The 24,099-nt window shown below is 53.1% G+C and carries 20 protein-coding genes, 1 pseudogene and 1 riboswitch; of the genes and pseudogenes, 17 read left to right on the top strand and 4 right to left on the bottom strand.

Annotated elements, in window-relative coordinates; translation table 11 throughout:
* Positions 1-111: 111 nt before the first annotated feature.
* From JJE36_00930 to JJE36_00855, 16 genes and pseudogenes are all read left to right on the top strand, one after another.
* Positions 112-1,938, top strand: a complete 1,827-nt coding sequence (locus tag JJE36_00930; protein MBK5210883.1) for a TIGR04190 family B12-binding domain/radical SAM domain protein — start codon at positions 112-114, stop codon at positions 1,936-1,938.
* 10 nt (positions 1,939-1,948) lie between these two features.
* A complete protein-coding gene (locus JJE36_00925) occupies positions 1,949-3,295 on the top strand; it encodes an amidohydrolase family protein (GenBank protein ID MBK5210882.1) in 1,347 nt (448 codons plus the stop codon).
* Positions 3,296-3,377: 82 nt separating this feature from the next.
* The gene (locus JJE36_00920; GenBank protein MBK5210881.1) at positions 3,378-3,743 is read left to right on the top strand and encodes a hypothetical protein; all 366 of its coding nucleotides are present in this window, start codon (positions 3,378-3,380) and stop codon (positions 3,741-3,743) included.
* A 38-nt stretch (positions 3,744-3,781) separates the two neighbouring features.
* Positions 3,782-4,453 carry a hypothetical protein gene (locus JJE36_00915; protein MBK5210880.1) on the top strand — a complete coding sequence of 224 codons (672 nt, stop codon included), beginning with the start codon at positions 3,782-3,784 and terminating at the stop codon, positions 4,451-4,453.
* 70 nt (positions 4,454-4,523) lie between these two features.
* On the top strand, positions 4,524-5,027 hold the full coding sequence (locus tag JJE36_00910; GenBank protein MBK5210879.1) for a twin-arginine translocase TatA/TatE family subunit: 504 nt from the start codon (positions 4,524-4,526) through the stop codon (positions 5,025-5,027).
* The gene (gene tatC / locus JJE36_00905) at positions 5,027-5,896 is read left to right on the top strand and encodes a twin-arginine translocase subunit TatC (GenBank protein ID MBK5210878.1); all 870 of its coding nucleotides are present in this window, start codon (positions 5,027-5,029) and stop codon (positions 5,894-5,896) included. Before JJE36_00910 ends, tatC begins: the two co-directional genes overlap by 1 nt.
* An 11-nt stretch (positions 5,897-5,907) precedes the next feature.
* Positions 5,908-6,333, top strand: coding sequence for a hydrogenase maturation nickel metallochaperone HypA (hypA, locus tag JJE36_00900; GenBank protein MBK5210877.1), 426 nt, complete (start codon positions 5,908-5,910; stop codon positions 6,331-6,333).
* Positions 6,320-7,015, top strand: a complete 696-nt coding sequence (gene hypB, locus JJE36_00895; GenBank protein MBK5210876.1) for a hydrogenase nickel incorporation protein HypB — start codon at positions 6,320-6,322, stop codon at positions 7,013-7,015. The genes hypA and hypB overlap by 14 nt, the downstream gene beginning before the upstream one ends.
* Positions 7,012-9,624, top strand: coding sequence for a DNA topoisomerase I (locus JJE36_00890; GenBank protein MBK5210875.1), 2,613 nt, complete (start codon positions 7,012-7,014; stop codon positions 9,622-9,624). Before hypB ends, JJE36_00890 begins: the two co-directional genes overlap by 4 nt.
* A gap of 63 nt (positions 9,625-9,687) precedes the next feature.
* Positions 9,688-10,623, top strand: a complete 936-nt coding sequence (mdh, locus tag JJE36_00885) for a malate dehydrogenase (GenBank protein ID MBK5210874.1) — start codon at positions 9,688-9,690, stop codon at positions 10,621-10,623.
* Positions 10,624-10,670: 47 nt separating this feature from the next.
* The gene (locus JJE36_00880; protein ID MBK5210873.1) at positions 10,671-11,471 is read left to right on the top strand and encodes a fumarate hydratase; all 801 of its coding nucleotides are present in this window, start codon (positions 10,671-10,673) and stop codon (positions 11,469-11,471) included.
* A gap of 14 nt (positions 11,472-11,485) precedes the next feature.
* Positions 11,486-13,075 carry an MFS transporter gene (locus JJE36_00875; protein ID MBK5210872.1) on the top strand — a complete coding sequence of 530 codons (1,590 nt, stop codon included), beginning with the start codon at positions 11,486-11,488 and terminating at the stop codon, positions 13,073-13,075.
* Positions 13,072-13,608 (top strand): annotated as a pseudogene (locus tag JJE36_00870) (fumarate hydratase C-terminal domain-containing protein). Before JJE36_00875 ends, JJE36_00870 begins: the two are co-directional and overlap by 4 nt.
* A 6-nt stretch (positions 13,609-13,614) precedes the next feature.
* Positions 13,615-14,394: a dTMP kinase gene (locus JJE36_00865; GenBank protein MBK5210871.1), complete on the top strand. Its 780-nt coding sequence runs from the start codon at positions 13,615-13,617 to the stop codon at positions 14,392-14,394.
* Positions 14,391-15,512, top strand: a complete 1,122-nt coding sequence (holB, locus tag JJE36_00860) for a DNA polymerase III subunit delta' (protein ID MBK5210870.1) — start codon at positions 14,391-14,393, stop codon at positions 15,510-15,512. Before JJE36_00865 ends, holB begins: the two co-directional genes overlap by 4 nt.
* Positions 15,500-16,816 (top strand): hypothetical protein, encoded by a 1,317-nt coding sequence (locus tag JJE36_00855; GenBank protein MBK5210869.1) that lies wholly within the window; start codon positions 15,500-15,502, stop codon positions 16,814-16,816. Before holB ends, JJE36_00855 begins: the two co-directional genes overlap by 13 nt.
* 31 nt (positions 16,817-16,847) lie before the next feature.
* Here the strand turns inward: JJE36_00855 and JJE36_00850 are convergent, their stop codons facing one another.
* The 4 genes from JJE36_00850 to JJE36_00835 all read right to left on the bottom strand — a co-directional run bounded on the left by JJE36_00850 (position 16,848) and on the right by JJE36_00835 (position 22,372).
* A complete protein-coding gene (locus JJE36_00850; GenBank protein ID MBK5210868.1) occupies positions 16,848-17,531 on the bottom strand; it encodes an anaerobic ribonucleoside-triphosphate reductase activating protein in 684 nt (227 codons plus the stop codon).
* 26 nt (positions 17,532-17,557) lie between these two features.
* Complete coding sequence (locus JJE36_00845; protein MBK5210867.1) at positions 17,558-19,720, bottom strand: ribonucleoside triphosphate reductase; 2,163 nt, start codon at positions 19,718-19,720, stop codon at positions 17,558-17,560.
* 114 nt (positions 19,721-19,834) lie between these two features.
* A riboswitch (cobalamin riboswitch) is annotated at positions 19,835-20,065 on the bottom strand.
* 67 nt (positions 20,066-20,132) lie between these two features.
* Positions 20,133-20,495 carry an FKBP-type peptidyl-prolyl cis-trans isomerase gene (locus JJE36_00840; protein ID MBK5210866.1) on the bottom strand — a complete coding sequence of 121 codons (363 nt, stop codon included), beginning with the start codon at positions 20,493-20,495 and terminating at the stop codon, positions 20,133-20,135.
* Positions 20,496-20,740: 245 nt separating this feature from the next.
* Positions 20,741-22,372, bottom strand: a complete 1,632-nt coding sequence (locus tag JJE36_00835) for a DUF4153 domain-containing protein (protein ID MBK5210865.1) — start codon at positions 22,370-22,372, stop codon at positions 20,741-20,743.
* A 195-nt stretch (positions 22,373-22,567) separates the two neighbouring features.
* On the opposite strand from JJE36_00835, the gene JJE36_00830 reads away from it, so the two are divergent.
* Positions 22,568-24,073 carry an IMP dehydrogenase gene (locus tag JJE36_00830; protein MBK5210864.1) on the top strand — a complete coding sequence of 502 codons (1,506 nt, stop codon included), beginning with the start codon at positions 22,568-22,570 and terminating at the stop codon, positions 24,071-24,073.
* The last annotated feature ends 26 nt before the right edge of the window (positions 24,074-24,099 follow it).

Raw genomic sequence — 24,099 nt, 5'->3', positions numbered from 1 at the left:
CAATCAAGTTAATAAAAGACGCCTGCTTATGTGCATCATGAGCAGGCATCTTGTTTGAGAGAGAGTGCGCCGAAATCATCTCTCGCAAAAGAGAAAGGGGATAGAAAGCATATGGCACGCGCCGATGTAATCTTGTTACATGCTCCATCCGTTTATGATTTCAGAGACAGACCGATTATGTTCGGTCCAGTCTCGGACTTGGTCCCGTCGACTGCGATATTCGAGACGTATCCTCTCGGATTTTGCACCATCGCCGAGTACCTTGAAAGATTCGGTTATAAAGTTCGCACACTCAACATCGCGTTTTTGATGTTGCGTAATGCCAAGTTCGATGTCGAGGCTTATATCGCCAAGCTCACACCGAAACTGTTCGGAATCGATTTGCACTGGATGCCTCATGCACACGGTGCCATTGAGCTCGCACGCATTTGCAAACGACTGCACCCCGATATTCCGGTGCTGCTCGGAGGGCTTTCCTCCTCCGTTTTTCATGAGGAGTTGCTCGGTTACGAATGCATCGATTATGTACTTCGCGGTGATTCCACCGAGGAACCTTTTCGTCAACTCATGGATGTCGTTTCACGACCGGGGGCGACCGCGCAAGATTTCGCGGCGGTTCAAAATCTGACGTGGCGCGACAATTCCGGCGACATCATCGTCAATGATCTTTCCTATTCGCCCGCAGACTTCAATTTGCCGGCGCTCGATTTTTCTTACAACATGAAATCGGTTATCCGCTATCACGACCTCTGGGGTGCCGTGCCGTTCAAGGCGTGGCTCGGGTACCCGATGTCGGCGAGCCTGATATGTCGCGGTTGTACGCATAATTGCGTCACCTGTGGGGGCTCCGCGCAAGCGTTCAAGAATCACTTCGGTCGCGAGAAAATCGCTTTTCGCGATCCGGAACTGCTTGTGCGCGATATTTTGCATTCGCAAAAATATATTCCCGGTCCCGTGTTCGTGCTGAATGATTTTTTGCAGGCGGGTCCCGACTATACGCGTGAGTTCATTCAACTTCTCGGCAAGGCGAAATTAAACACCTCCGTCGGTTTCGAGTTATTCAAACCGCCACCCGAAGAACTCTATGCTCTTCTTTCGGAAAACTTATCCGATTGGTCGGTGGAGGTGAGCGTCGAGAGCCATGACGATACGGTGCGTAAAGCATTCGGCAAAGGTCATTACACGATGGATGAAATCGAGGAATCCATAGCACTGGCTCTCAAATACGGGGCCACACGCTTCGACTTGTATTATATGATAGGAATACCCACCCAGACCGCGCAGTCCGTGCTCGAGACGGCCGAATACACACGCGGGTTATATCAACGCATGGACAACGATAAGCGCCTCCTCGCATTCATTTCGCCTATGGCGCCGTTTCTCGATCCCGGCTCGATGGCGTTTGATAATCCGGAAAAGTACGGCTACAAACTTCGTGCGCACAGCGTCGAGGAGCATCGTCAGCTTCTTCTCCAGCCGTCGTGGAAGCATATCATGAACTACGAAAGCGACTACATGACGCGCGATGAGATGGTCGATGTCACGTATGAGGCGGGACTGATATTCAACGAGATCAAGTCAGAAGCCGGCGTGATCGATCGAACGACGTACGAAACGACGCGGGCGCGGATACTTGAGGCGAAACATGCCATGGCTAAAGTGGACGAGCTTATGAAGCTGCCTGCAATCGATCGGGAAAATGCGATTTGTGCGTTCGGTGATGAAATGAAAGCGCTGTCGGAATCGACGGTGTGTGAGAAGTCTGAGCTACAGTGGCCCGTCACCGCCACCGTTTACAATGTTTTGGCGATTGTATGTTTGTGGTTCGTCGAGGAGTTCGGTAATCTTGTGACGTTGGGACAACGCCCGGCATCGTCGAAATTACACAAAGAGTATCGCGTCGAGAAAATGCTCGACAGCCAAGGGAACATCCGTTAAGGGGTAGTTCATGATTCTTACCGCTCGTTATTTGTTATCGGGTATCGATTCTCACATCGAGTACGGTGCCGTGTGCGTACAGGGGAACAAGATCGTCGCCGTCGACACGCTCGACGAGGTTAAAAGTCAGTACCCGCGAGAAGACATAAAAGACTTCGGCCTTGCCGTACTGTGCCCCGGGTTCGTGGACACGCACACGCATCTGGAGTACACCGTCATGCGCGGCATGATTGAGGATTCTCCGTATTCTCAATGGAAGCATGAAGTCATGAAGCGCGAAAAGTTGCTCACCTATCAAGATTGGCAAGACTCGGCACGGCTCGGTGCCCTCGAGGCGGTTTCCTCAGGTATTACATCGGTTGCCGATATCACCGAAAGTGGGGCGTCGGCCGTCGCCGCCGAAGAGGCGGGACTTCGCGGCATTATCTACCGCGAAGTCGAAACGATGGAGAAGAGTCGCATCGATGCGACCATGGAGCAGGCACTGGAAGACATCGATGACTGGGAGGGCAAAATCGATTCCTCGCGTATGCGCATCGGTATCGCTCCTCACTCAGTCTATTCATGCCACCCACAACTCTTCAAGAGAGTGGCCGATTATGCCTCGGACGGAACACCGGTCGCGATGCATCTCGCCGGCAGCCGCGAGGAATATCAGTTCGTGAAGTATGGCTCATCGATACTCGGCCGCGAAGTTCGCGAAGATTACGATTCATCGGCGCCGCTGTGGCTTCCCACCGGAGTCAGCCCGGTCCGATATGTGCTGCAATGGGGTATTTTCGATGCCCCGAACGTACTCGCCATTCACTGCACGCAAGTCGATGACGAGGACATAGAGATCCTGGCCGCGCATGATGTGGCTATAGCGCATTGTCCCCGTTGCAATTCGAAGTTGGGCATGGGAATCGCTCCTCTGCAAAAGTTCTTTCAAGCCGGGCTGCGCATAGGTCTCGGCACGGACTCTCCGGCGGCGTCCAACTCCATGGACGTATTCGAGGAAATGCGCATAGGTCTGCTCGTGCAGCGTGCCGCTTTCGGCAGTGAGCGTTTCTTTTCCGCGAGTAGGTTTTTGAAGCTTGCCACCAATGATGCCGCAAGCGCATTGGGAATTCTCGATCAGGTAGGCACTCTCGAAGTCGGAAAAAAAGCCGATATCATCGCCGTCGATCTTTCGAAATCCGCGCAGACTCCGACACACCAACCTGCAAGTGCGCTCGTGCATACCGCGCACCAAAGCAATGTGATTATGACCATGATCGACGGAGGAGTCGTGTACGAGTCCGGCCGGTGGGCGCATCTCGATAGCGATCGCCTCAAGTTCCGTGCCGAGGAGCTCAGAGATAAATTGCGCGTATAGTGTATTATAAAAGAGTTGTCAAGCTGTAAAAAAGTAGGTAATCGTCGGTGCAACGGCGATAAAATATCAGGAGGTAGTGTCTGTGAGCAACGAATTCTTTTTTGATGACGAGGTCGATGAGAAGAAGCCCGTAAAGAAGGGCTCGAACAAGAAGAGCGACTCCGCGAAAAAACCGGTGTCGAACAAATCCGATTCGAACGTTTCGGCTCCGACGAAATCGGCGACTCTGTCGCAGGGTATTCAGCCGATGTTCGTCGTTGCAATTGCGGTCATCGCTTTGTTCGTCGGGATAATCGGCGGAATTCTCGTCGGAAAGCAAATCGCCCCCAAGGTGACGTACACGCAGGCCGATGTTTCGGGAACCGGTTCATCTACTTCCAGCGGAATGTCAGCTGCCACGGGTGGCGCAATTTCGCCGAGTTCGTCGAGTTCGAGTACCACAAAGTAATCTCAGTACTCATTTCAACTAAGATGGAGTTAAAACATATGAAAATCGATAAGTCAAATAGTCCGACTTGGGTGAGAGTTACCGTTTGGGTTACCACCATCACCTTTATATTCGGGTTCGCCGGTTTGGGACTCGCCGAGTTCTTCACCAACTCGAATTCAAGTTCTTCAGCTACAAGCTCGAGTTCGGATGCGACCAGTACGGCTACGGCCGGAACCACCACGCTTGCGACGATAAATGCGCAGTATCAAACACAGGCAGTCTCCACGGAGGCGCTTGTGAAGAAAGACCCGAAAAATGCGCAGACTCAGGTCGAGCTCGGTTCTCTTTACTCGCAGTGGGCACAAGCGCTTTCGACGAGCACGGATAAGGCCGCACAAAGTGCGGCTCCGGAAAAGTTCAAAAGCTCGGCTACGGCATGGGCGGCAGCGTACGAACTCGATAAGAACAATAAAGAAATCGGCGGTGACTATGCCACCTCTCTTTATTACACAGGAGACACGGCCGGTGCGGTGAAAATCGCAAAAGAAGTACTTGCAAAAAATCCCAAATATGCCACCGTATGGTTCAACCTCGGTATATACTTGTCGAACACCGACAAAACACAGGCAGTCACCGCTTTGGAGAATGCCGTCAAGTATGACACCGACGCGACGACCAAGAAGCAGGCGCAGACGGCGTTGGATAGTTTGAAAAAGGCAAGCAATTAAGGCGAGACCGCCGAGGCGAGCGAAGTCGATTAGTGGCGCGTATGGTTTTTAATCGTTAAGGAGAGTTTACATGTTTGGAATAAGCGGGCTCGAGCTTGTAATCATAATAGGAGTTATCCTTTTTCTTTTCGGACCCGATAAGCTTCCTGAGATTATGAAGCTTATCGCTACTGCCGCCAAAATGTTCAATAATGCAAAAAATGAATTCGAATCGGTCGTCAAAACTGAAATTCTCCGACCTGAAGATATGCAAACCGTTCGAACATTGCAACATGGCATCGGCACCATCACTTCTACCGTCAAAAATCCCATAAGCCTCCTCAATATGGACGACAATGCCAAGGAGACCGCCGATGCCGTGAAAAAGGAAGTCGCCGGCATCAGGGAGTCACTCGAAACGACTCCGCCGGAGGAGCCGGCTGTAGAGGAGCGAGAAGAAGCAAAACCCGAAGTGTCAGGGGAAACAAAACCTGAGGAGCAAGAGCGAAAAAGCGTTGCGGCTGAAATTTGGGCGAACTCGCTCACTTCTTCGGACACCGATTCTGCGCCAGCTGAAATGGCAGGAGATGAGTAATGCCCGTCGAACCTAAGAGAATGCCTTTTCTTCAACATTTCTACGAATTGAGAAAACGCCTCACCGTCATCGCCGTCGTGCTTTTTGTTTTTGCGCTCATTTTTTACATGACACCGGTCTTCAAGTTTCTCATGGGTGTCTTTCTCGCACCGGTGAAAGCGTATTTGCCCGGAGGGAAGTTGACGGTTCTCGGTCCTTTCGAGGAGATGACGTTTCGGTTCAAAGTCGCATTCTTCGCTGCTCTCATCGCCTCGATGCCGGTGCTACTGTATGAGATTTTCGCGTTCCTCACGCCCGCCCTCAAGCCGCATGAGAAGAAATGGATATTTCCGACGGTCGTCGTCGCAGTGCTTCTTTTCGCCTCCGGCGTCTCATTTGCTTACTTCGTCATTTTGACACCGGCGTTCCAATGGCTCTCTTCGCAAGGGGCTGGTGTCGTCGACAGTCTAGCCTCGGCGAGTCAGTACTTTTCGGGTATCGGTTTGCTTTTGGTGGGATTCGGCATCGCTTTCGAACTGCCGCTGGTGGTCTTTTATCTCATCGGTCTCAATATAATCAAGTATGATAAGCTGCGCGAGGTATGGCGCTACGTGTATGTGATCATCATCATCGTCGCCTCCATCGCCACTCCCGACTGGTCGCCTTGGACGATGGGCGGTTTGTCGGTGGCGTTGATTGTATTATATGAAGCAAGCCTTGCCGCGGCTCGCGTCGTTTACGGCAAACGCATCGAAGAACAGCGCAAAGAAGATGCGGAATACGAGGCAGATTACGCCACTGACGAAAGCGATTCCGACGAGTCGAAGAAGACTCGAAAGCAAAAGCTCATCGAGCGTGCAGTGCAAGAAAAAAACAAGAAAAAAGAGTAAGCGGGTATCCTATGCATGAAATGGGCATTATGCAAGGCATCTTGGATGCTTCGGTCGAAGCCGCGCAAAACGCCGGAGAGTCACGGATAACCTATATTCATCTCGCTATCGGTGAGCTTACACAAATACAGGTCGGTGCTCTCGATTTCGCTTTCGAGGCGCTGTCGCCGGGTACTATGGCGCAAGGCGCGAAGATGGAAGTGACCATGCTCGAGCCGAAGAGCCGATGCCGTGATTGCGGATATGAGTATGTGCACGATCAGTTCACCATGACGTGCCCGAAATGTAGTTCGTTTGACATCGAGCTACTGCAGGGTAGAGAATTGCAAATCGATACCATCGAAGCGGATTCCGAAACGGAATCGACTTCTGCCGATAGCAGTAAAGAAGCCGAAGACTCGGTTGAGGAAAAAGGATTGTCTCATGACCAAAATTGACATTCACAAACCCATTCTCGATCTCAATGATAAACTTGCAGCGCGAAATCGCGCACTTTTTGATGAAAAAGGAGTGTTCGTCGTCGATCTCATGGCAAGTCCCGGCGCCGGTAAGACTTCGACGATTCTGGCTACCATAGGAGCTTTGCGCAATCGTTATCGCATCGCCGTCATCGAAGGCGATATCGCCAGTCGCGTTGATGCCGATAAGATAAAAGCCAACGATATACCTGCGGTTCAAATCAACACCGGCGGTGCTTGTCACCTCGAGTCCGATATGATCAAAAGGGCGATCGATGTGCTCGATCTCGATAATCTCGATTTGATTATCATTGAAAATGTGGGTAATCTGGTATGTCCGACCGACTTTTATCTGGGAGAGAATGCGAAAATCATGATTCTTTCGGTTCCCGAGGGGCATGACAAACCCCATAAATACCCCGGTATCTTCCAGGTATCCGAGGCGGTCATCCTCAACAAAGTCGATACTATGGAATTCTTCGACTTTAATGAAAAAGAGTTTGATGAATCGGTGAAAGCCTTAAATCCGAAAGCTCCCATCTTTAAAATCTCCGCGACAAAAGGGAGCGGCGTACAGGAGTGGGTCGATTATCTAAGCGTACGTATCGAGGAGGCTCGGTTGAGCGCGCAGGCTTCCAGCCAGTCTACGGAGGATGAATGAAGTTAATCATTACTGAGAAAAATATCGCAGCGAAGAAAATCGCCGATATTCTCAGCGACACAAAAAGCAAAGCGGACAAAGTATATAACACCGCAGTATATTACTTCACCGACAACGGCGAAGAATGCGTGACGGTGGGACTGCGCGGGCACATTCTCGAAGTGGTTTTTCCCGAAGGGCTCGAATACAAGAAAAAAGAATGGCGAGCGCGCTGGGCGGAGAGCGAGGAGACATCCGCGCCGCTTCCCGCTAGTCTTGCTGTTCCTCCTTGGAAAAAGGCGAGTAAAGTCTTTCCCAAGACCGGTGTCGAACTGAAATCGTGGAACCTCAAAGCATTGACCTATCTGATTTGGGCGCCGGTGGGCAAACAAGTCGCCGAGCGCGAGATCGTGCGTGCGCTTCGCGTGTTGGCGAAACGTGTGGACTCGATCGTCATCGCCACCGACTTCGATCGCGAAGGCGAACTCATCGGCTCCGATGCTCGCGGTATCGTGTCGGCGGTCAACCCCGATGCGCCCATCACGAGAGCGCGCTATTCCGCCATCACCAAAGAAGAGATCACCCACGCTTTTGCAAATGCGACACTCGTCGATGACAATTTGGCGCAAGCTGGCGAGGCCCGCCAAGACATCGATCTCATTTGGGGTGCGGTTCTCACGCGCTATTTGACGAAGGTCCGTTTTTCAGGGATAGGGAATCCTCGTAGTGCCGGCCGCGTGCAAACGCCGACGCTCAAGCTCATCGTCGACAAAGAAAAAGAGCGCGATGCGTTCGTGCCGCAAGATTATTGGGTCGTGTCCATAGAGGCCGCCACGCACGACGGTGAATCGTTTAAAGCCCGCCACGAAAGCGATCATTTCAAAGATGAGGCCTGTGCGAAGAAAGCGTTCGATGTGGTTTCGGCCATGAAAGACGGATCCCTGAAAGCCACGGTTTCGCAGGTCGATTCGAAAAAGAAGCAAAAGAACCCACCCGTTCCCTTCAACACCACAATGTTGATGGTGACCGCGGCGGCAGAGGGACTTTCGCCGTCGCGTACGATGCGCATCGCTGAGTCGTTGTATATGAACGGACTCATCAGCTATCCGCGTGTCGACAACACGGTGTATCCCGCGTCGCTTAATTTGAAAGATATCCTGAAAGAACTCCAGAAGGTAGATTATTACCGCGAATATGCAGGTAAACTCTTGAAAGCACCGCTGCATGCGACGCGCGGAGACAAAGAGACCACCGACCACCCGCCGATACATCCGACGGGCGCGGGAAATCCCGATAAGCTCAAACCTGAAGAGTGGAAACTTTACAACATCGTCGCCCGGCGTTTCATGGCGACCCTTTCGGACAGGTCGCTCGTCGAGGAAACCTCCGTGGTTCTCGCCGCGCAGGATGAAAACTTCATTGCGAAGGGCAATGTCATCATAAAGCCCGGATTTCGCGAGATTTACTTCTACGGTCAAAAGAAAGAAGACCAGTTGCCTTTGCTGAAAATCGGCGATGAGGTGAGCGTGGTCGATGCCGAGTTGGAAGCGAAACAGACGAAGCCGCCTGCGCGCTACTCGGAAGGCGCCATCATCACGAAGATGGAAAAGGAAGGGCTCGGCACCAAGTCGACTCGTCAAGATGCCGTTCAAAAGCTCATCAATCGTTCATACGTCGCTCTCGAAGACAAGGCGTTGCGACCCACGATGCTCGGTATCGGTGTTATCGACGCGCTCAGCACGTTTGCCGATCGGATCACCTCACCGGTCATGACGTCGGATCTCGAAGCCGAAATGGACAAGATCGCGCTCGGTGTTCAAAATCGGACTGCGGTAGTCGATCACTCGCGCAAAATGCTCGCAGAGGCCATGGGCATTCTCCTTGATAAGTCCGAAGAGGTGGGCGAGCTTCTCAAGGCCGCCGCCGAATTCGATGCACTGGTGGGAATCTGTCCGAAGTGCGGAGAAGAGATGGCCGTGAAAACATCTCAGAAGAACCACAGCCAATTCGTAGGCTGCAAGGGGTATCCGGATTGCGACAACACCTATCCGCTTCCCGAGGGCAAAATCGAACCGCTTCCCGAGCAGTGCGAAAAGTGCGGCGCCCCTCGGGTTCGTATCATTCAGTTCCGCAAAAAACCTATGGAGCGTTGTTTGAATCCCGAGTGTGAAACAAACTATGAGGCCCCCCTCGATTTGGGCGCGTGTCCGGTCTGTGCGAAAGCCGGACGAGAGGGCAGGATCATCGGAAAGCGCAGCCAGCGTACGCTGAAGCGATATGCTCGATGTGAGAATTATGAAACATGCGAGGTCAGTTTTCCTCTACCGGCTCAGGGTCAGATCAAGCCGACAGGCGAGTTGTGCGATGCGTGCGGATTTCCCGAAATCGAGGTCGAGACGAGACGTGGCCCTTGGCGGATTTGTCCGAGTATGAGTTGCCCTAAGCGCGAGGAAGACGAGAAAAAGAAGGCGGCGGGGACAAAAAAGAAGACGCCCGCCAAGAAAAAGCCGGCGGCCAAAAAGGCACCGAAAAAGCCGGCAGCCGTAAAGACGTCGAAAAAGCCAGCAGCCGTAAAGGCGCCGAAAAAGCCAGCAGCCGTAAAGACGTCGAAAAAGACGGCAGCCGAATAAAGCGATTCTGAATGGATTTCGATTGTTATATCGTCAGGTTTTTCAAGGGGAAGGGTAGTTTTGATGGTTAAGAAGAGAGTCACGATAGTCGGAGCGGGTAATGTCGGAGCGACTGCGGGAATGCTTCTCGCGTTTCACGATGTCGCAGATGTATGTCTCATCGATGTGGTCGAAGGCGTGCCTCAAGGAAAAGCGCTCGATATGATGCACATGCGTTCGGTCGAGCAGTTCGAATCCCGCGTGACGGGAACCAACGACTACAAAGATACCGCCGACAGCGACGTCGTGGTGATTACCGCGGGTATCGCCCGTAAACCGGGTATGACGCGTGACGATCTCCTCGGAATCAACGCGAAAATCATGGCCGATGTCATCGAGAACGTCATGGCCGTGTCTCCTGAGGCAATCGTTGTGTGCGTGACGAATCCGCTCGACATCATGGCTTATCTCGCTTATAAGAAATCAGGATTGGATAAGTCCAGAATTTTCGGAATGGGAGGCGTGCTCGACTCGGCGCGGTTCACGTTCGCGGTCGCCGAGAAGACCGGCGCCGATGTGGCCGATATAACGTCGTGGGCCATGGGCGCGCATGGAGATGCGATGACTCCCATGCCTCGTTTCACAACGGTTAAAGGAACGCCGATAACCGAGATTTTATCGCGCGAGGAAGTCGACGAACTTGTGCAAAGGACGGTGTTCGGTGGCGCAGAAGTCGTCGCCCATCTTAAAACCGGATCGGCGTTCTATGCGCCTGCCGCGTCCATCGCCCGCATGGTGTCGGCAATCATTCTCGATACGAAAGAAATCATGCCGTGCTGCACGTATCTTACGGGAGAGTACGGTATATCGGATGTGTTCATCAGTGTGCCGGCACGTCTCGGTGCATCAGGAATCGAGGAAGTCGTCGAGTTCGATTTCAACGAAGCGGAACTCGAAGCGCTGCGCGGTTCAGCTGCGACGGTCGCGGCATCGCTTGACGCGCTCGGGCTCAGAGGATAGTCGTCGTGCGCATCGCGGCCGAAGATATCGGACAAGCTGTTTTTGAGATGGTGGCTGAGTCCGCTTCGATTTTGCGGCCCGATATCCTCGAGGCGTTGCATCGATCTTTGCAAAATGAGCGAAACGCGCGCGGGCGCCATATCATCGAACAACTTATAAAAAATGCTGAAATTGCCGAACGAGACGATGTTCCGATCTGCCAGGATACGGGCACGGTATGGGTCCGCATCGAACTGGGGGAAGATACCGAAATCTCCGGTTCGTTGGTTGCGGAGATACATTCAAGCGTCGAGCGGGCGTATCGAGAAAAAGGCCTGCGTATGTCGGTTGTGGAAGACGCCCTCATAGCGCGCGTGAATACGAATACGAATACGCCGGCTTTCATCGAAATCATCCCCGTCGCGCACCCCGGAATCGTCGTCAGCGTCATGCTGAAGGGTGCGGGATCGGACAACGCCTCCCGCCTCGAGATGCTCAACCCGAACCAAACGATGGAAGACATCAAAGCGCTCCTCGTGGAATTGGTTCATAAAAAAGCATCCATGGCGTGTCCGCCGCTTATAATCGGTATCGGTGTCGGTTCGACCTTCGATAAAGTCGGCGGGCTGGCGAAAAAAGCACTGTTGCGCGCGGTCGGTTCTCGGCATGAGAATACCACCGTCGCTTCATTCGAGGATGACCTTTTACAGGAGGTAAATCGTACAGGGATCGGCCCGGGAGGTCTCGGGGGAGACACGACCGCGCTCGCCATTCACATTCAGACGGCGCCGTGTCATATAGCCGCTCTTCCCGTGGCCGTCAATATGGGATGCTCGGCCATGCGCTCCCGTACTCGCCGTCTCTTGTAGTGTAAAATCAATCTATGGAAAATAATCAATCGGAAAATAAATTCGAAGAGCTTCAAGTCATTGAAGGAGTGCTGACCGGTGAGGACTTGTCCGGGGCACCCGATTGCGCGGAGACTCCCGCCGAGCAGGTGAATCGCGGCTTTGACAAAGGCGGCTACAAACGCCTGTTCTCGAGCAGCTGGTTTCAGAAGCTCTGGTTTGCACAGTTCGTCTCCGGAATCGGCGATTGGCTGATCATCGGAATTCTGATCCCGACCGTTATGGCGCTTTCGAACGGTTCGGCTTCGGCGGTGGCCGGAATTCTCATCGCTAAAATCATTCCTTCGCTGTTCCTCTCGTCGTTCGTCGGCGTGTTCGTCGACTATTTCGACCGCCGAAAAATCATGATGTGGGCCGATATCGTTCGGTTCGTGCTAGTGCTCATATTGTTGACGACGAACTCACTTGCGGCGATTTATCTCGTCGTGCTCTTGATGGAAGCGGCGGCGCTCTTTTTCTGGCCTGCACGAAATGCGTTCATTCCCGCTATAGTGGGTGAAAACGACGTACCGATCGCCAACGGTATCATGTACACGACACAACAGGCAGCCATGGTCGTCGGCCTCGCCGCTTCAGGTGCGATTTTGGCCGGTTTTGAAAAGATAGTCGCGGTTGTTCTTCGCATGGACTTTCTGACATGGCTTGAACCGGCAAAAGTGTTCATCACGCCGATTCTCGTCGGATCGAAGGCGGGCTATGTTCTCGACTCGTTCACCTTCATCGTCTCGCTGCTCCTCATACTATCCATGCATAACATCGTGGCAAAGCCCGCGCACGATGGCAAAAAGAAACTCGATGCGAGTTTGGTCGGGCAAGGCGCCGTCGAATCGTTCAAGTTCATGGGTACACACAAAGAGTTGCGCGGTTTGCTCGTGACGATGTTTTTCGCCCTCATCGGCGGCGGTGCGTTGGTGACCGTCGGTCTCGATTACATCAACACGCTCGGCGGTGTGATTCCGTTTGCCAATCACGCGCAGTGGCTGGCGAAATTCTCCGGGTCGCGGCAGACGTTCATACTGGTCTTTCTCGCCATAGGCATGGTGGTGGGAGCACTTGCCATTCCACGCATCGAGAAAGTCGTGCCGGTCAAACTGCTGTTCCCTTTGAGCGTCGCGGTTTTTGCGGCAGGCATGTTCGGGTTTGCGATGGCATCGAGTTATTTTGTCGCCTGCCTGTATGCAATCGGCGCCGGCTTGTGCATTTCGGCGCTCACAGTGGCCGGTAACAACTATATCGTGGCCGAGGTCGATGATTCGATTCGGGGCAGAGTGTTCACCGCCCTCGAAGCGGTCATACGTGTCGCCCTGTTGATTTCTATGATCGTCATTTCTCCGCTTTCCGATATTTTGTCCAAAGTCATCGAGCGTTTTCTCGTACAAGAAGGAATCACTTCTTTCTTCGGTATCGCTTTGGGCGGATCGCGGATAACGCTCATGTTTTCAGGACTCATCATCGCTTGTGCGGCGGTTTACGGATTTAAAAAACTCTATTTCGTCAAAAAGGTCGGAAAAGATTCGGATGGCGACGACGGGCGACCGTTTGGAAAGAGTGCTGAGTCGGCATGAGAATAGATTTACCTCTCGATAAAGATACCGCCGCAATATTGCGCGCAGGAGATGACGTGCTTTTGAGCGGGCCGGTTTACACCGCCCGGGATGCGACGCATGTGCGTTTTCTCGAGTATTTGGATCTTCATGACAAACTGCCGTTCGATCTCGAAGGGCAGCTTTTGTTTTATGCGGGTCCGACACCGGCGCGTGCCGGCCGCCCGATAGGTGCCGTCGGTCCGACGACGGCGCGACGCATGGACGAGGCGACCTCCGCACTTTACCGAGCGGGTATTGTGGCCACTTTGGGAAAGGGCGCGCGCGGCGATGTCGTCAAACAGGCATGCCGGATGCACAAGACGGTATACTTCGGTACAATCGGCGGGGCTGCGGCACTTCTCGCCTGCCATATCGTGAGAGCGGAGACGGTTGCTTATCCCGAGCTGGGGACCGAGGCGCTCATGCGCTTGGAGCTGAAGGATTTTCCGGCATTCGTGGCGATAGACAGTTTGGGAAACGACTTCTACGAAACAGCACCCGCCGCATGGCGTGCTCGGATGCAGTCTCCCTCCGCTGCGTTTTCAAGTGTCGACGAACAAGGCGATGTCGCTTCCGCCGCGAAAACTCCCCTTTCTGCGAAGTCGAATTCTCGCAGGGGTCGCTTTATCACCTTCGAGGGAGGGGATGGCGTCGGTAAATCATCGCAAATCTATGCGCTCAAACGACATTTCGAAATGCGCGGCATAGAGTGCGAGGTCGTGCGAGAGCCGGGCGGTTCGAAGGTTTCCGAAGCGATTCGCGACATATTGCTCAACCCGGACAATACCGATCTCGCTGATAAAACGGAACTGTTTTTATATGAGGCTGCGCGCGCCCAAGTCGTTGAAGAAATAATCGAACCGGCGCTCAGTCGGGGAGTGACCGTTCTGTGCGATCGATTCTTCGACTCCACGACTGCCTATCAAGGGTTCGGGCGCGGGCTCGATCTCGAGATGATAGAGAGACTCAATTCGGCTGCCTGTGGTGAGGTGATTCCCGACCGCACCTTGATGCTCGACATCGATGTCGAAACCGGCCTGGAGCGCGCCCGTCGCGCCTCTGGAGCGCAAGATCGCCTCGAAAACGAAAATCGAGAATTTCATGAGCGCGTGAGAAAAGGATTTTTGGCCATCGCCGCAGCCGACCCGCAGAGGGTTCGCGTCATCAAGGCCGATGGCGGGGTCGTCAATGTTTTTGCCGAGGTTGTCGAGCAACTGAAAGATATTTTCCCGGAATTGCATCATGCAGAGAGCGGATCGGTAGAGGGCGGACCGTCATCTTCCGGTGACGTCCGATGACTCATTCGATGTGGGATTCCGTCATCGGACAAGACGATATCGTGCAGTCGCTGAAGAATGCCATCGCGACAGATCACCTCAGCCACGCGTATCTTTTCGTCGGACCGCAGGGGCTGGGAAAGATTAACGCCGCCCGCGCGCTTGCCGCCGGTGTGCTCTGCGAAAAGGGAGGATGCGGCACGTGCAATGTGTGCCAGCGCCTCAAAAGGGATACCCATCCGGATTTTCGTATCATCGAACCGGAAGGGTCGACCTATCTCGTCGACCAGATCCGCACGTTGATACACGATGCGACGCTTGCGCCCATGGAAGCCACGCATAAGTTTTACATCGTCAAAGACGCCGATCTTTTCAACGATTCCTCGGCGAATGCTTTTCTCAAGACATTGGAGGAGCCGCCTGCGCACATCACGGTGATTTTGTTGGCGCATTCGCCGGAACCGATTTTGCCGACCATTCTGTCGCGTTGCATCGTCATGCGATTCAAGACATTGCCCCAAGAAGAAATGGTTGCACGTCTCATCGAAAAGACGGGGTGCGATCGTAACGAGGCGCTTATCGCGCTCGCCTCCTGCAGTTCGGTGATATCGGAAGCGGCCCAGTTCTTGCAATCTCCGGCCCGTCGGGCCTCTCGCGCCGCAGTGGTACGTGTTTTTCGGGATTTGGTCGATGCCGATGACCTCGATGTTTTGAAAATGGCCCAAGAGCTGATGCGAAACGTCAAAGGGCCCGTTGAGGAAATGGCGCAAAAACAGGAAATCGATTTGGCGGCTCAAGCCGAACTGCTGGACTCTTCGGCGATTGCAAAATTGAAGAAATACAATGACCGGAAGCGTTCTGCGTACGAAAAGCAGAATGTGAATGAGGTGCTGAGTACGCTTCAAAGCCTCCTCCGTGATACACTATGTATTTCACAGGGAACCAACGAACTTGTTCTGAATGTCGACATCACCGACGATATCAGCGGTATTTGTCATACGTTTCGTCCCGTTCAAATCGCGCAGGTGTTCGAGCAAATCGCCCACGCGCGCAAAAGAGTGCAGTTAAATATCAGTACACAGCTCGTCATTGAGACGGTGTTGTTTGAAATACGAGAGGTTTTGCAATGCCCAAAGTAACAGGAGTACGTTTACGCTACACAAAGACGCTCTGGTTCGACCAGGCCGATACCAATCCACTCGAAGGTGACATAGTCATCGTGCAAACCGACCGCGGACAAGAACTCGGTTTGGTGCAGCACGCTCCCCACGATGCCGAAGTTTCGGCACTTAAGGCCGAACTCAAGCCGATTATTCGCATCGCCACCGAGGAGGACCTTGAAAAGGCCATTGGGCTCGGAGAGAAAGAGAAAGCGGCTCTCGTCGTTTTTCGCGAGTCTATCAAGAGATGCAATCTTGACATGAAACCGGTCGATATCGAATATATTTTCGGTGGAGATAAAATAATCTTTTATTTTTCCGCCGAAGAGCGCATCGACTTTCGTAGTCTGGTCAAAGACCTTGCTGCGCACTTCCACATGCGCATAGATATGCGCCAAGTCGGCGTGCGCGATGAAGCGCGCATGGTAGGCGGAATCGGCCACTGCGGTGAGGTTTTGTGCTGCGCGCGTCTCGGCGGCGAGTTCGCTCCCGTCTCCATCAAGATGGCCAAGGAGCAAGGCTTGCCGCTCAACCCGTTGAAGATATCGGGTCTGTGCGGGCGCTTGATGTGCTGTTTGCGCTACGAAGTCGAGGCTTACAAGGACTTCAATGCACGCTCTCCTCGCAAAAATGCGACCATCGACTCTCCGCTAGGAGAGGGGAAAGTCACCGCTCTCGATGCACTTCGTGAGATAGTGACCGTGCGTTTCAGAAATGAAGAGGATAACTCTTCCGAAGAGTTGAAAGTTCCTCTCTCGAAAATGTCGTGCGGCAAAGGCGGCGACTGCAAGTGTCCTTGTTCGATTTCCAAGGAGGCCCTTGCAGAAATCATGGAGAAGCCCGATACCGAGGTCGATGACTTTTTGCTGCCGAAGCTGACGTTTAAGGATAGCGACGGTAAAGCCGAGCCTTCGCAGGACGCGTCGAATGCGGATGTGCCGAATGCGGATGTGCCGAAAAATGAGAAGAAGCGTCCTCGCAGAAATCGCGGTGGGCGGAATCGAAATAACGGCGGAGCAAAAAACAGCGCGGCGGTCAATGCTGACGGTGCTTCCACTGAGAATAAGTCCGGCGAAAGCAAGCCGTCGGGAGAACAGAAGAAAAACAGTGCCGCGGAGAGGCCCGCCCAAAGGCCGAGGCGTTCCGTTTCGAACGGGCGGAACAACAATCGTCAGCCGGAACACAACACGCAAGAGGCAAACAGCGCACATAAGGTCGAGCCGGGGGCGAGAATCCCTCGTCGCCGCAACCGGGGAACCGATGCTTCGCAAAGGTCCGAGTGATTCGCAAAGCTCGTATGCGGTGCTTTATGCTCTAGCGAACCCGGGCGATTGTGTCCTCGTGTAATTCATAATAGGTATGTATCAACGTAAGCGATTCAGGGCTTGGAGCGATTGCTCCGAGCCCTGATGGTATGTTGCAGGTTTGAAGGACCCATGAATCGATGCCATGGGTTTTGAGGTGTGTTTCCATGGTCTCAAGATCATGAAGTGTGAGTACACGTGCGTCGACGGTGGTCCGAACTTCGAAAGCTACGGCCGACTCGCGAAGCAGATTGAATGATTCCTGTGCGTGTTCGCCCGATTCCGGTATACGGGTGATACGTTCATACAATTCGAACGGTGCTTTGAAATCGAATCCGACCCAATCGACATCGCCGAGCATTTCGCGCAAACGTCGTGGGTGGGATCCGCCCGTGTGCAACCCGACATCGAAGCCGTACGCGGCAATCGAGCGAGCCAGTTCGATGCTTCCCTCATGGTAGAGGGGCTCTCCTCCGGAAAGTACGACTCCGTCGAGGAGTTTTACCCTCTGCTGCAGCGTTTCGAAAATCCTTGCGATGCTGAAGCTCTCATCTTTGTTCGCGTGCATCGGCTGCAAATCGGGATTATGACAGTATACGCATCGCCAAAGACAACCTTGCAAAAACACCGTCGCACACAGTCGTCCCGGCCAGTCGATGCTTGAAAACCAAGCGACATCTGAGACGGGCGGCATGCATATCGTGTGCGCGTTTTCGGCCATCAGTCCGACAGACTGAGCGGCGCCACGAAGTTCTTGCGGTCTGCATATTCTTGTTTCTTGCCGATGTTGAACAAGTTGACGGGTCGGTGGTATCCCATGACGCGTGTCCAGACCTCGCAGCCTTGCTCAATGCCTTGCGCCTCGCATTGCGGGCAGGTTATTTGTTCGCCGTCGAGATAGCCGTGGTTGGGACAGATCGAAAACGTCGGTGAGATGGTGATGTAGGGAAGACGGAAGTTTTCCAGCGATCGTTTCACGAGATCGCGGCAAGCGTCCGCGCTGTCCATGCGTTCGCCCATATAGAGGTGCAATACGGTGCCTCCCGTGTACTTTTTCTGGAGGTTTTCTTGCATACCGAGCGCCTTGAACGGGTCGTCGGTGTAGCCGACGGGCAGTTGGCTCGAATTGGTATAGTAGGGACTTTCATGCGTGCCCGCTTGGATGATATCGGGGTAGCGTTTCTGATCTTCACGGGCGAAACGATAGGTTGTGCCTTCCGCCGGTGTCGCCTCGAGGTTGTAGAGATGTCCGGTTTCTTCTTGGAATTCGACCATACGCGCTCGGATATGGTCGAGCACGGTCACGGCGAACGCATTTCCGGTCGCGGTTGTGATGTCGTCTGTTCCCTCGGTGAAGTTTGCAATCATCTCGTTGACGCCGTTTACGCCGATAGTTGAAAAATGGTTGCGCAACGTTCCCAAATAACGCTTGGTATAGGGGAAAAGTCCGTTGTCGATGAGGCGTGATATGAGTTTGCGCTTCAGCTCGAGAGAGGTGCGCGCATACGTCAAAAGCTTGTCGAGTTCGGCAAGCAGGCGCGCTTCGTCGTTTTTATAGAGGTGTCCGAGTCGCGCGCAGTTGACGGTGACGACGCCCACGGAGCCCGTTTGCTCTGCGGAGCCGAACAATCCGTTACCGCGTTTGAGCAACTCGGTCAAATCGAGTTGGAGGCGGCAACACATGGAGCGAACCATGTTCGGCTTGAGGTCCGAGTTGAGAAAGTTTTGGAAATAAGGGAGACCGTATTTCGCGGTCATACCGAACAAAAGCTTTGCATTGTCGGATTCCCAGGGAAATTCCGGTGTGATGTTATAGGTCGGAATGGGGAACGTGAACACGCGTCCCTTCATATCGCCTTCCGTCATGACTTCGATGTAGGCGCGGTTGATCATGTTCATTTCCGCATCGAGTTCACCGTAGGTGAAGTCGCAGGCGACTCCTCCGATGACGGGTCGGTCATTTTTAAGATCGTCGGGGCAGGTCCAATCAAACGTCAGATTGGTGAAGGGCGTTTGTGTGCCCCAGCGCGAAGGAACATTGAGGTTATAGATGAGTTCTTGGATATTTTGTTTGACCTCTTTGTACGCGAGGTTGTCGAGGCGAACGAAGGGCGCCATATAGGTGTCGAACGAGCTGAATGCTTGAGCGCCTGCCCATTCGTTTTGAAGCGTACCCAAAAAGTTGACGATTTGTCCGACGGCGCTTCCCAGATGTTTCGGGGGAGCCGATTCGACTTTGCCGGGTACGCCGTTGAAGCCCTCGGTTATCAAGATGCGAAGCGACCAACCGGCGCAGTAGCCGGTGAGCATGTCGAGATCATGGATATGCATGTCGCCGTTGCGGTGCGCGGCGCCGACTTCGGGAGGGTAGACGTGGCTGAGCCAATAGTTGGCGATGACTTTGCCCGAGACGTTGAGGTTCAAGCCGCCCAAGGAGTAGCCTTGGTTCGCATTGGCGTTGACGCGCCAATCGACCTGGTCGAGGTATTCGTTGACCGATGCCTCTACGTCGACGTAGGTTTTCGCGTCTTGGCGAGCCCGAGCGCGCTGCTCACGATAAACGATGTAGGTTCGCGCGGTTTCGAAGTGGTCGGCCGAGATGAGCACTTGTTCGACGATGTCTTGGATTTCCTCGATACTCGGCAATGCCTGTGCCGCCGATTCCTCCGCATTTTGTGACATATGACGATGCTTGAGCACCTTCAAAACTTGCGCGGTGAGGAGCTGTGCTTCTTGTGAGTCGACTTCGGCGGTCACAAAGCCCGCCTTCTCGATTGCGGATGTGATGCGTTGTGCATCGAAAGCCACCGATTCGCCGTGACGCGTGATAATCTCGCTCGGTGTGTCGATCTGTGGCGCGATTCGTTCTTGTTTTTCGTGCATGTAGACCTCCTGAAAACGATCATGGAGGCGGGAGAGAGAATGAAGATAAAGCGCGGCACCGCGTGTGCGAGCAGCAAATTCGTCGTCATTGTAACTCGGGACACCCCGCCCGCATACTATGGTTACTTATCCGGCAGGTCTTCTGGCTTGTGCTTAGCGTTTTGTCCAGGTAGCCTTCCCGGAATACAATCCAGTGACCGCGCTCAACTCTATGAGCAGCTTGATCGGACAAAACAAGCACCTACAGATGCGGGGACAGCGTTTGAATTGGGTGAAATCCCTGACAAACTTCCCTTTTAACCCAACATGTTGTGGTAGTTGGGAACCGTAAGTACCCTATATAGTACGCGCATGGGTTTTGGGCTGTCAATGACTATTTGTTTTTTGTTTGATTCATTTTTATTGAGATTAGCTAGTTTGCGAAACGGACAAAATCGATGGTGAAGATAATCGTTGCTCCGCCGGGAATTTTGCCCGATCCTTCGCTGCCGTATCCCATGTTGGCCGGAATGGTGACCTTGCGGCCGCCGCCGACTTTCATTCCGACGACTCCTTCGTCGAATCCCTTGATTACCTCACCGTGCCCGACCGTGAAAGTGAACAAGTTGGTCACTGTGTTTTGATCGAATTGGGTCCCATCGGTCAATGTACCCGTGTAGATAACCGATATTTTATCGCCGTTTTTGACTTTACGACCCTCACCTATTCGGAGATCCTCGATTTTGAGCTTTTTGACGGTGTAGGTTTTCGCTTTCGTTTCAGGAAGAGTTTTCATGCTTGAAGGATTGCCCGATGCATCGGTGGTGTTCCCCGATGTTTTCGCCGAACAGCCACCCAAAAGACCGAGCGTTGCGATGAGCGAAATTGTTGCGACCAGTGCGATGAGCTTTCTAGACAAAGGAGCCTCCGATGACATCGTTGTCCCGTCGCGGCGCATTACCGTCGGCGGCTTTTTATACGGTAGCCAGTATACGAGAAAATGCAGTCGCGAGAAACGTCGACATAGGTTTTCCAAAGAAACTACTTCCAAAGAACGAAGGCTCGCATCGATAGGTAGTCGAAATCGCCGGTGCCGGTGATTGAGTATTCGAAGTTTTCAAGGTAGAGTTTCTTCGTTGCATCGAGCGGGATAATCATCTCGGCTGCCGTGCTGTCGTCGTTCAGCTTTAACAGGGACTTCTTTATATCGTATGTTTTATCGCCGACGATGATTTTTCCGGCAAGAGCATTTTGATCCGGTCCTTTGTCGTAGCCGATATCGACGGATGTGTATCTCATGTAACCGGCGAGTGAAATCGAATTCCAAGAATGTTGCAGAGAGACGTTTCTGTCCGGGGCTTCCCGATCTTGCTCGCTCGAGTCGGCATAAGTGACCTTGAAGCCGAAGGCATCTTTGAATTTAACTTTCGGATCGAGCCATTCCGGATAGTTCGATGCCTCTTTGGTTCTACTGTACATATCGAGGGCGTTATAGCAGCTGGTTATCTTGATACGGTCGGCCTTCGAGATCGCGGGGTTCGGGGTAATCTTTCCTCCGGTGAGCATGCCGTCTGCCACGAGTACAGATTCGAGGCGCCTGCCTTGCTCCCACGCGGGGAAGTCGATTGCATTGAGCGGTCCGATGGTCAAGACGAGCGCCGCTATGGCGGCGATCAAGACCATGTATCGGATGTAGCGCATCCCTTTGAAGAGTGAGATGACCATAAAGATTACGGCGAGCAGTGTACAGATTGCTGAAACCCACCGGACCGTCGTCAGACCGTATGCGTCGAAACGCACCCAGACCATGTAAGCCTGTATCGCGATAATCGGAAGTAAGACGATGCCTCCGAATCGTTTGAACACATCAACGATTTTGCCGGAATACTGCGGCAAAATGAACGACAAGACTATGAAGACGAGCGATGCGAATGAAGCGTACCAGTTGACCTGCCCGGACGGGAGGATCCACGTGATGAGAATCTTGACGAGATAGGCGTACAGTACGACGATGAGAAGCAGGTAGACGGGGAAGGCGACGTAGTAAAAAATCACTTTTATGGTCTTGGGGACCTTGATTTCCTCTTTCGGCTTCGGCATGAAGGAGAGTGCGAGGTTTAAGAAGATCACCTCGAAGGCGAACGCGGATATCACGCCGATGCATTTGGTAAAGTCGGGTATCTCGACCAACAGGTAGTTGAACGCCGACACGCTCAAGATCACTCCGCCTTCGATGATGCCGGTGATGACTCCCGCAAGTAACGTACTCTTGAGTATATGCGAGCCGAGTTTCTCTTTATTTTCCTCGGTCGAAAAGGCGAAAAGCCCGGCGAGGAAGAACGCGACGGCGATGCCGGCAAAACCCGTGGTGCTGTGAATGCTTTTCGAATCGATGATGAAATAACAGGCGACCGAGACGGCGATGCTCGTCATTTTTTGGACGACATCGGAAATACGGGTGAAGTTCTCCTTGTGGCTGACAGTCTCGAGGTAGGTCGCAACGAGAAAACCGAGACCGCCTGCGTATATGAGGTTTTTGGCCCATTCCGCCGATGAATCGGAGAAGATCATAATCGTCGACCCGAAGAAGAGGATGAGCGTGAAGAGGAAGGAGAGTGTGTAGTGGGAAATGCCCCTACGAAGATCGTCGAACATATCCCTAATGAATTTCATGATGCCTCCCGATTGCGTTTCTCCTGCGTCCGTCGATATCAATGTACAGTAATACCCGGACTATGTCTTCTCTCCGAATTTTCCCGAAAGATGTGTGTTTTTCCGCCTGAGTTTCGCCTTGCTTGCGATGGGGTAGAATTGCTTATAGTATAGAAACACTCAAAAATGTATAAACCTATGGGAGGATGCTAACCGATGGCTTTTTATTACGAGGAACCTTCGCACACTTTCAGTGAATATCTTTTAGTTCCGGGATATTCTTCGGACCAATGCGTTCCGACCAATACAAGCCTCAAGACGCCTATAGTCAAGTTCAAAAAAGGTGAGCAGCCTGCGATTTCTGCGAATATACCTCTCGTCTCAGCCGTGATGCAAGCGGTTTCCGATGACGGAATGGCCGTTGCGTTGGCGAAAGAAGGAGGTATTTCTTTCATATTCGGTTCACAGCCGATACAAGATCAAACGGACATGGTTCGTCGGGTCAAGGCGCACAAAGCCGGCTTCGTACCGAGCGAGTCAAACATCCGTCCCGACCAGGCATTGGCTGATATCCTCGCGCTCAAAGAGGCGAGCGGACACTCGACCGTTGCAGTCACCGACGACGGCTCCTCGAACGGCAAACTCCTCGGCATGGTCACCAGCAAAGACTACCGCGTTTCCCGTTTGAACGGCGGAACACACGTTTCCGAGTTCATGACGCCGATCGATCGTCTTATCACGGCGCCCGAAGGAGTGACACTTTCGGAGGCAAACGACATCATTTGGGATAACAAGCTCAATGCCCTTCCCATTCTAAGCATGGTCGGCCGTTTAATCGCTTTCGTATTTCGCAAGGATTACGATGCACATAAGGAAAATCCCCTCGAACTGCTCGATTCGCACAAGCGTTTCGTCGTCGGAGCCGGAATCAACACACGTGACTATGCGCAGCGTGTACCCGAGCTCGTCGAGGCCGGTGCAGATATTTTGTGTATCGACTCATCCGAGGGCTTTTCGGTGTGGCAGGAAAAGACTCTTTCGTGGATTCGCGCGACATATGGCGATTCCGTCAAGGTGGGAGCCGGCAATGTCGTCGATCGCGAGGGCTTCAGATTCCTCGCAGAAAGCGGCGCCGATTTCGTCAAAGTCGGTATCGGCGGCGGCTCGATTTGCATAACGCGTGAGACGAAAGGTATCGGGCGCGGCCAAGGGACATCACTTATCGAAGTCGTCGCGGCACGCGACGAATATTTCAAGGAAACCGGGGTGTACGTTCCGGTTTGCTCGGACGGTGGAATCGTCTACGATTACCATCTCTCAATCGCACTGGCCATGGGAGCGGACTTTTGCATGCTGGGTCGGTACTTCTCGCGGTTCGACGAAAGCCCGACCAACAAAGTCATGGTCAACGGCCACTACATGAAGGAGTATTGGGGCGAAGGATCGGCGCGGGCACGTAATTGGCAGCGCTATGATAATGGCGGCGATGCGAAGTTATCCTTCGTCGAGGGAGTCGATTCTTACGTTCCTTACGCTGGCTCGCTGCACGATAACTTGATGACCACGCTTTCGAAGGTGAAGTCGACCATGTGCAACTGTGGCGCCATCAGCATTCCGCAACTCCAAGAGAAAGCTCGCCTCACGTTGGTTTCCGAGACGAGTATCGTCGAGGGCGGCGCACACGATGTCATGCTCAAAGAGCAAAACGAGGCGGGAAAATAATTCGAGTGTGTTGTGAATACACGTTT

The organism is Coriobacteriia bacterium (genome assembly GCA_016649875.1).
Taxonomy (GTDB): domain Bacteria; phylum Actinomycetota; class Coriobacteriia; order WRKU01; family JAENWW01; genus JAENWW01.
This window is presented reverse-complemented; position numbering and strand designations above follow the sequence as displayed.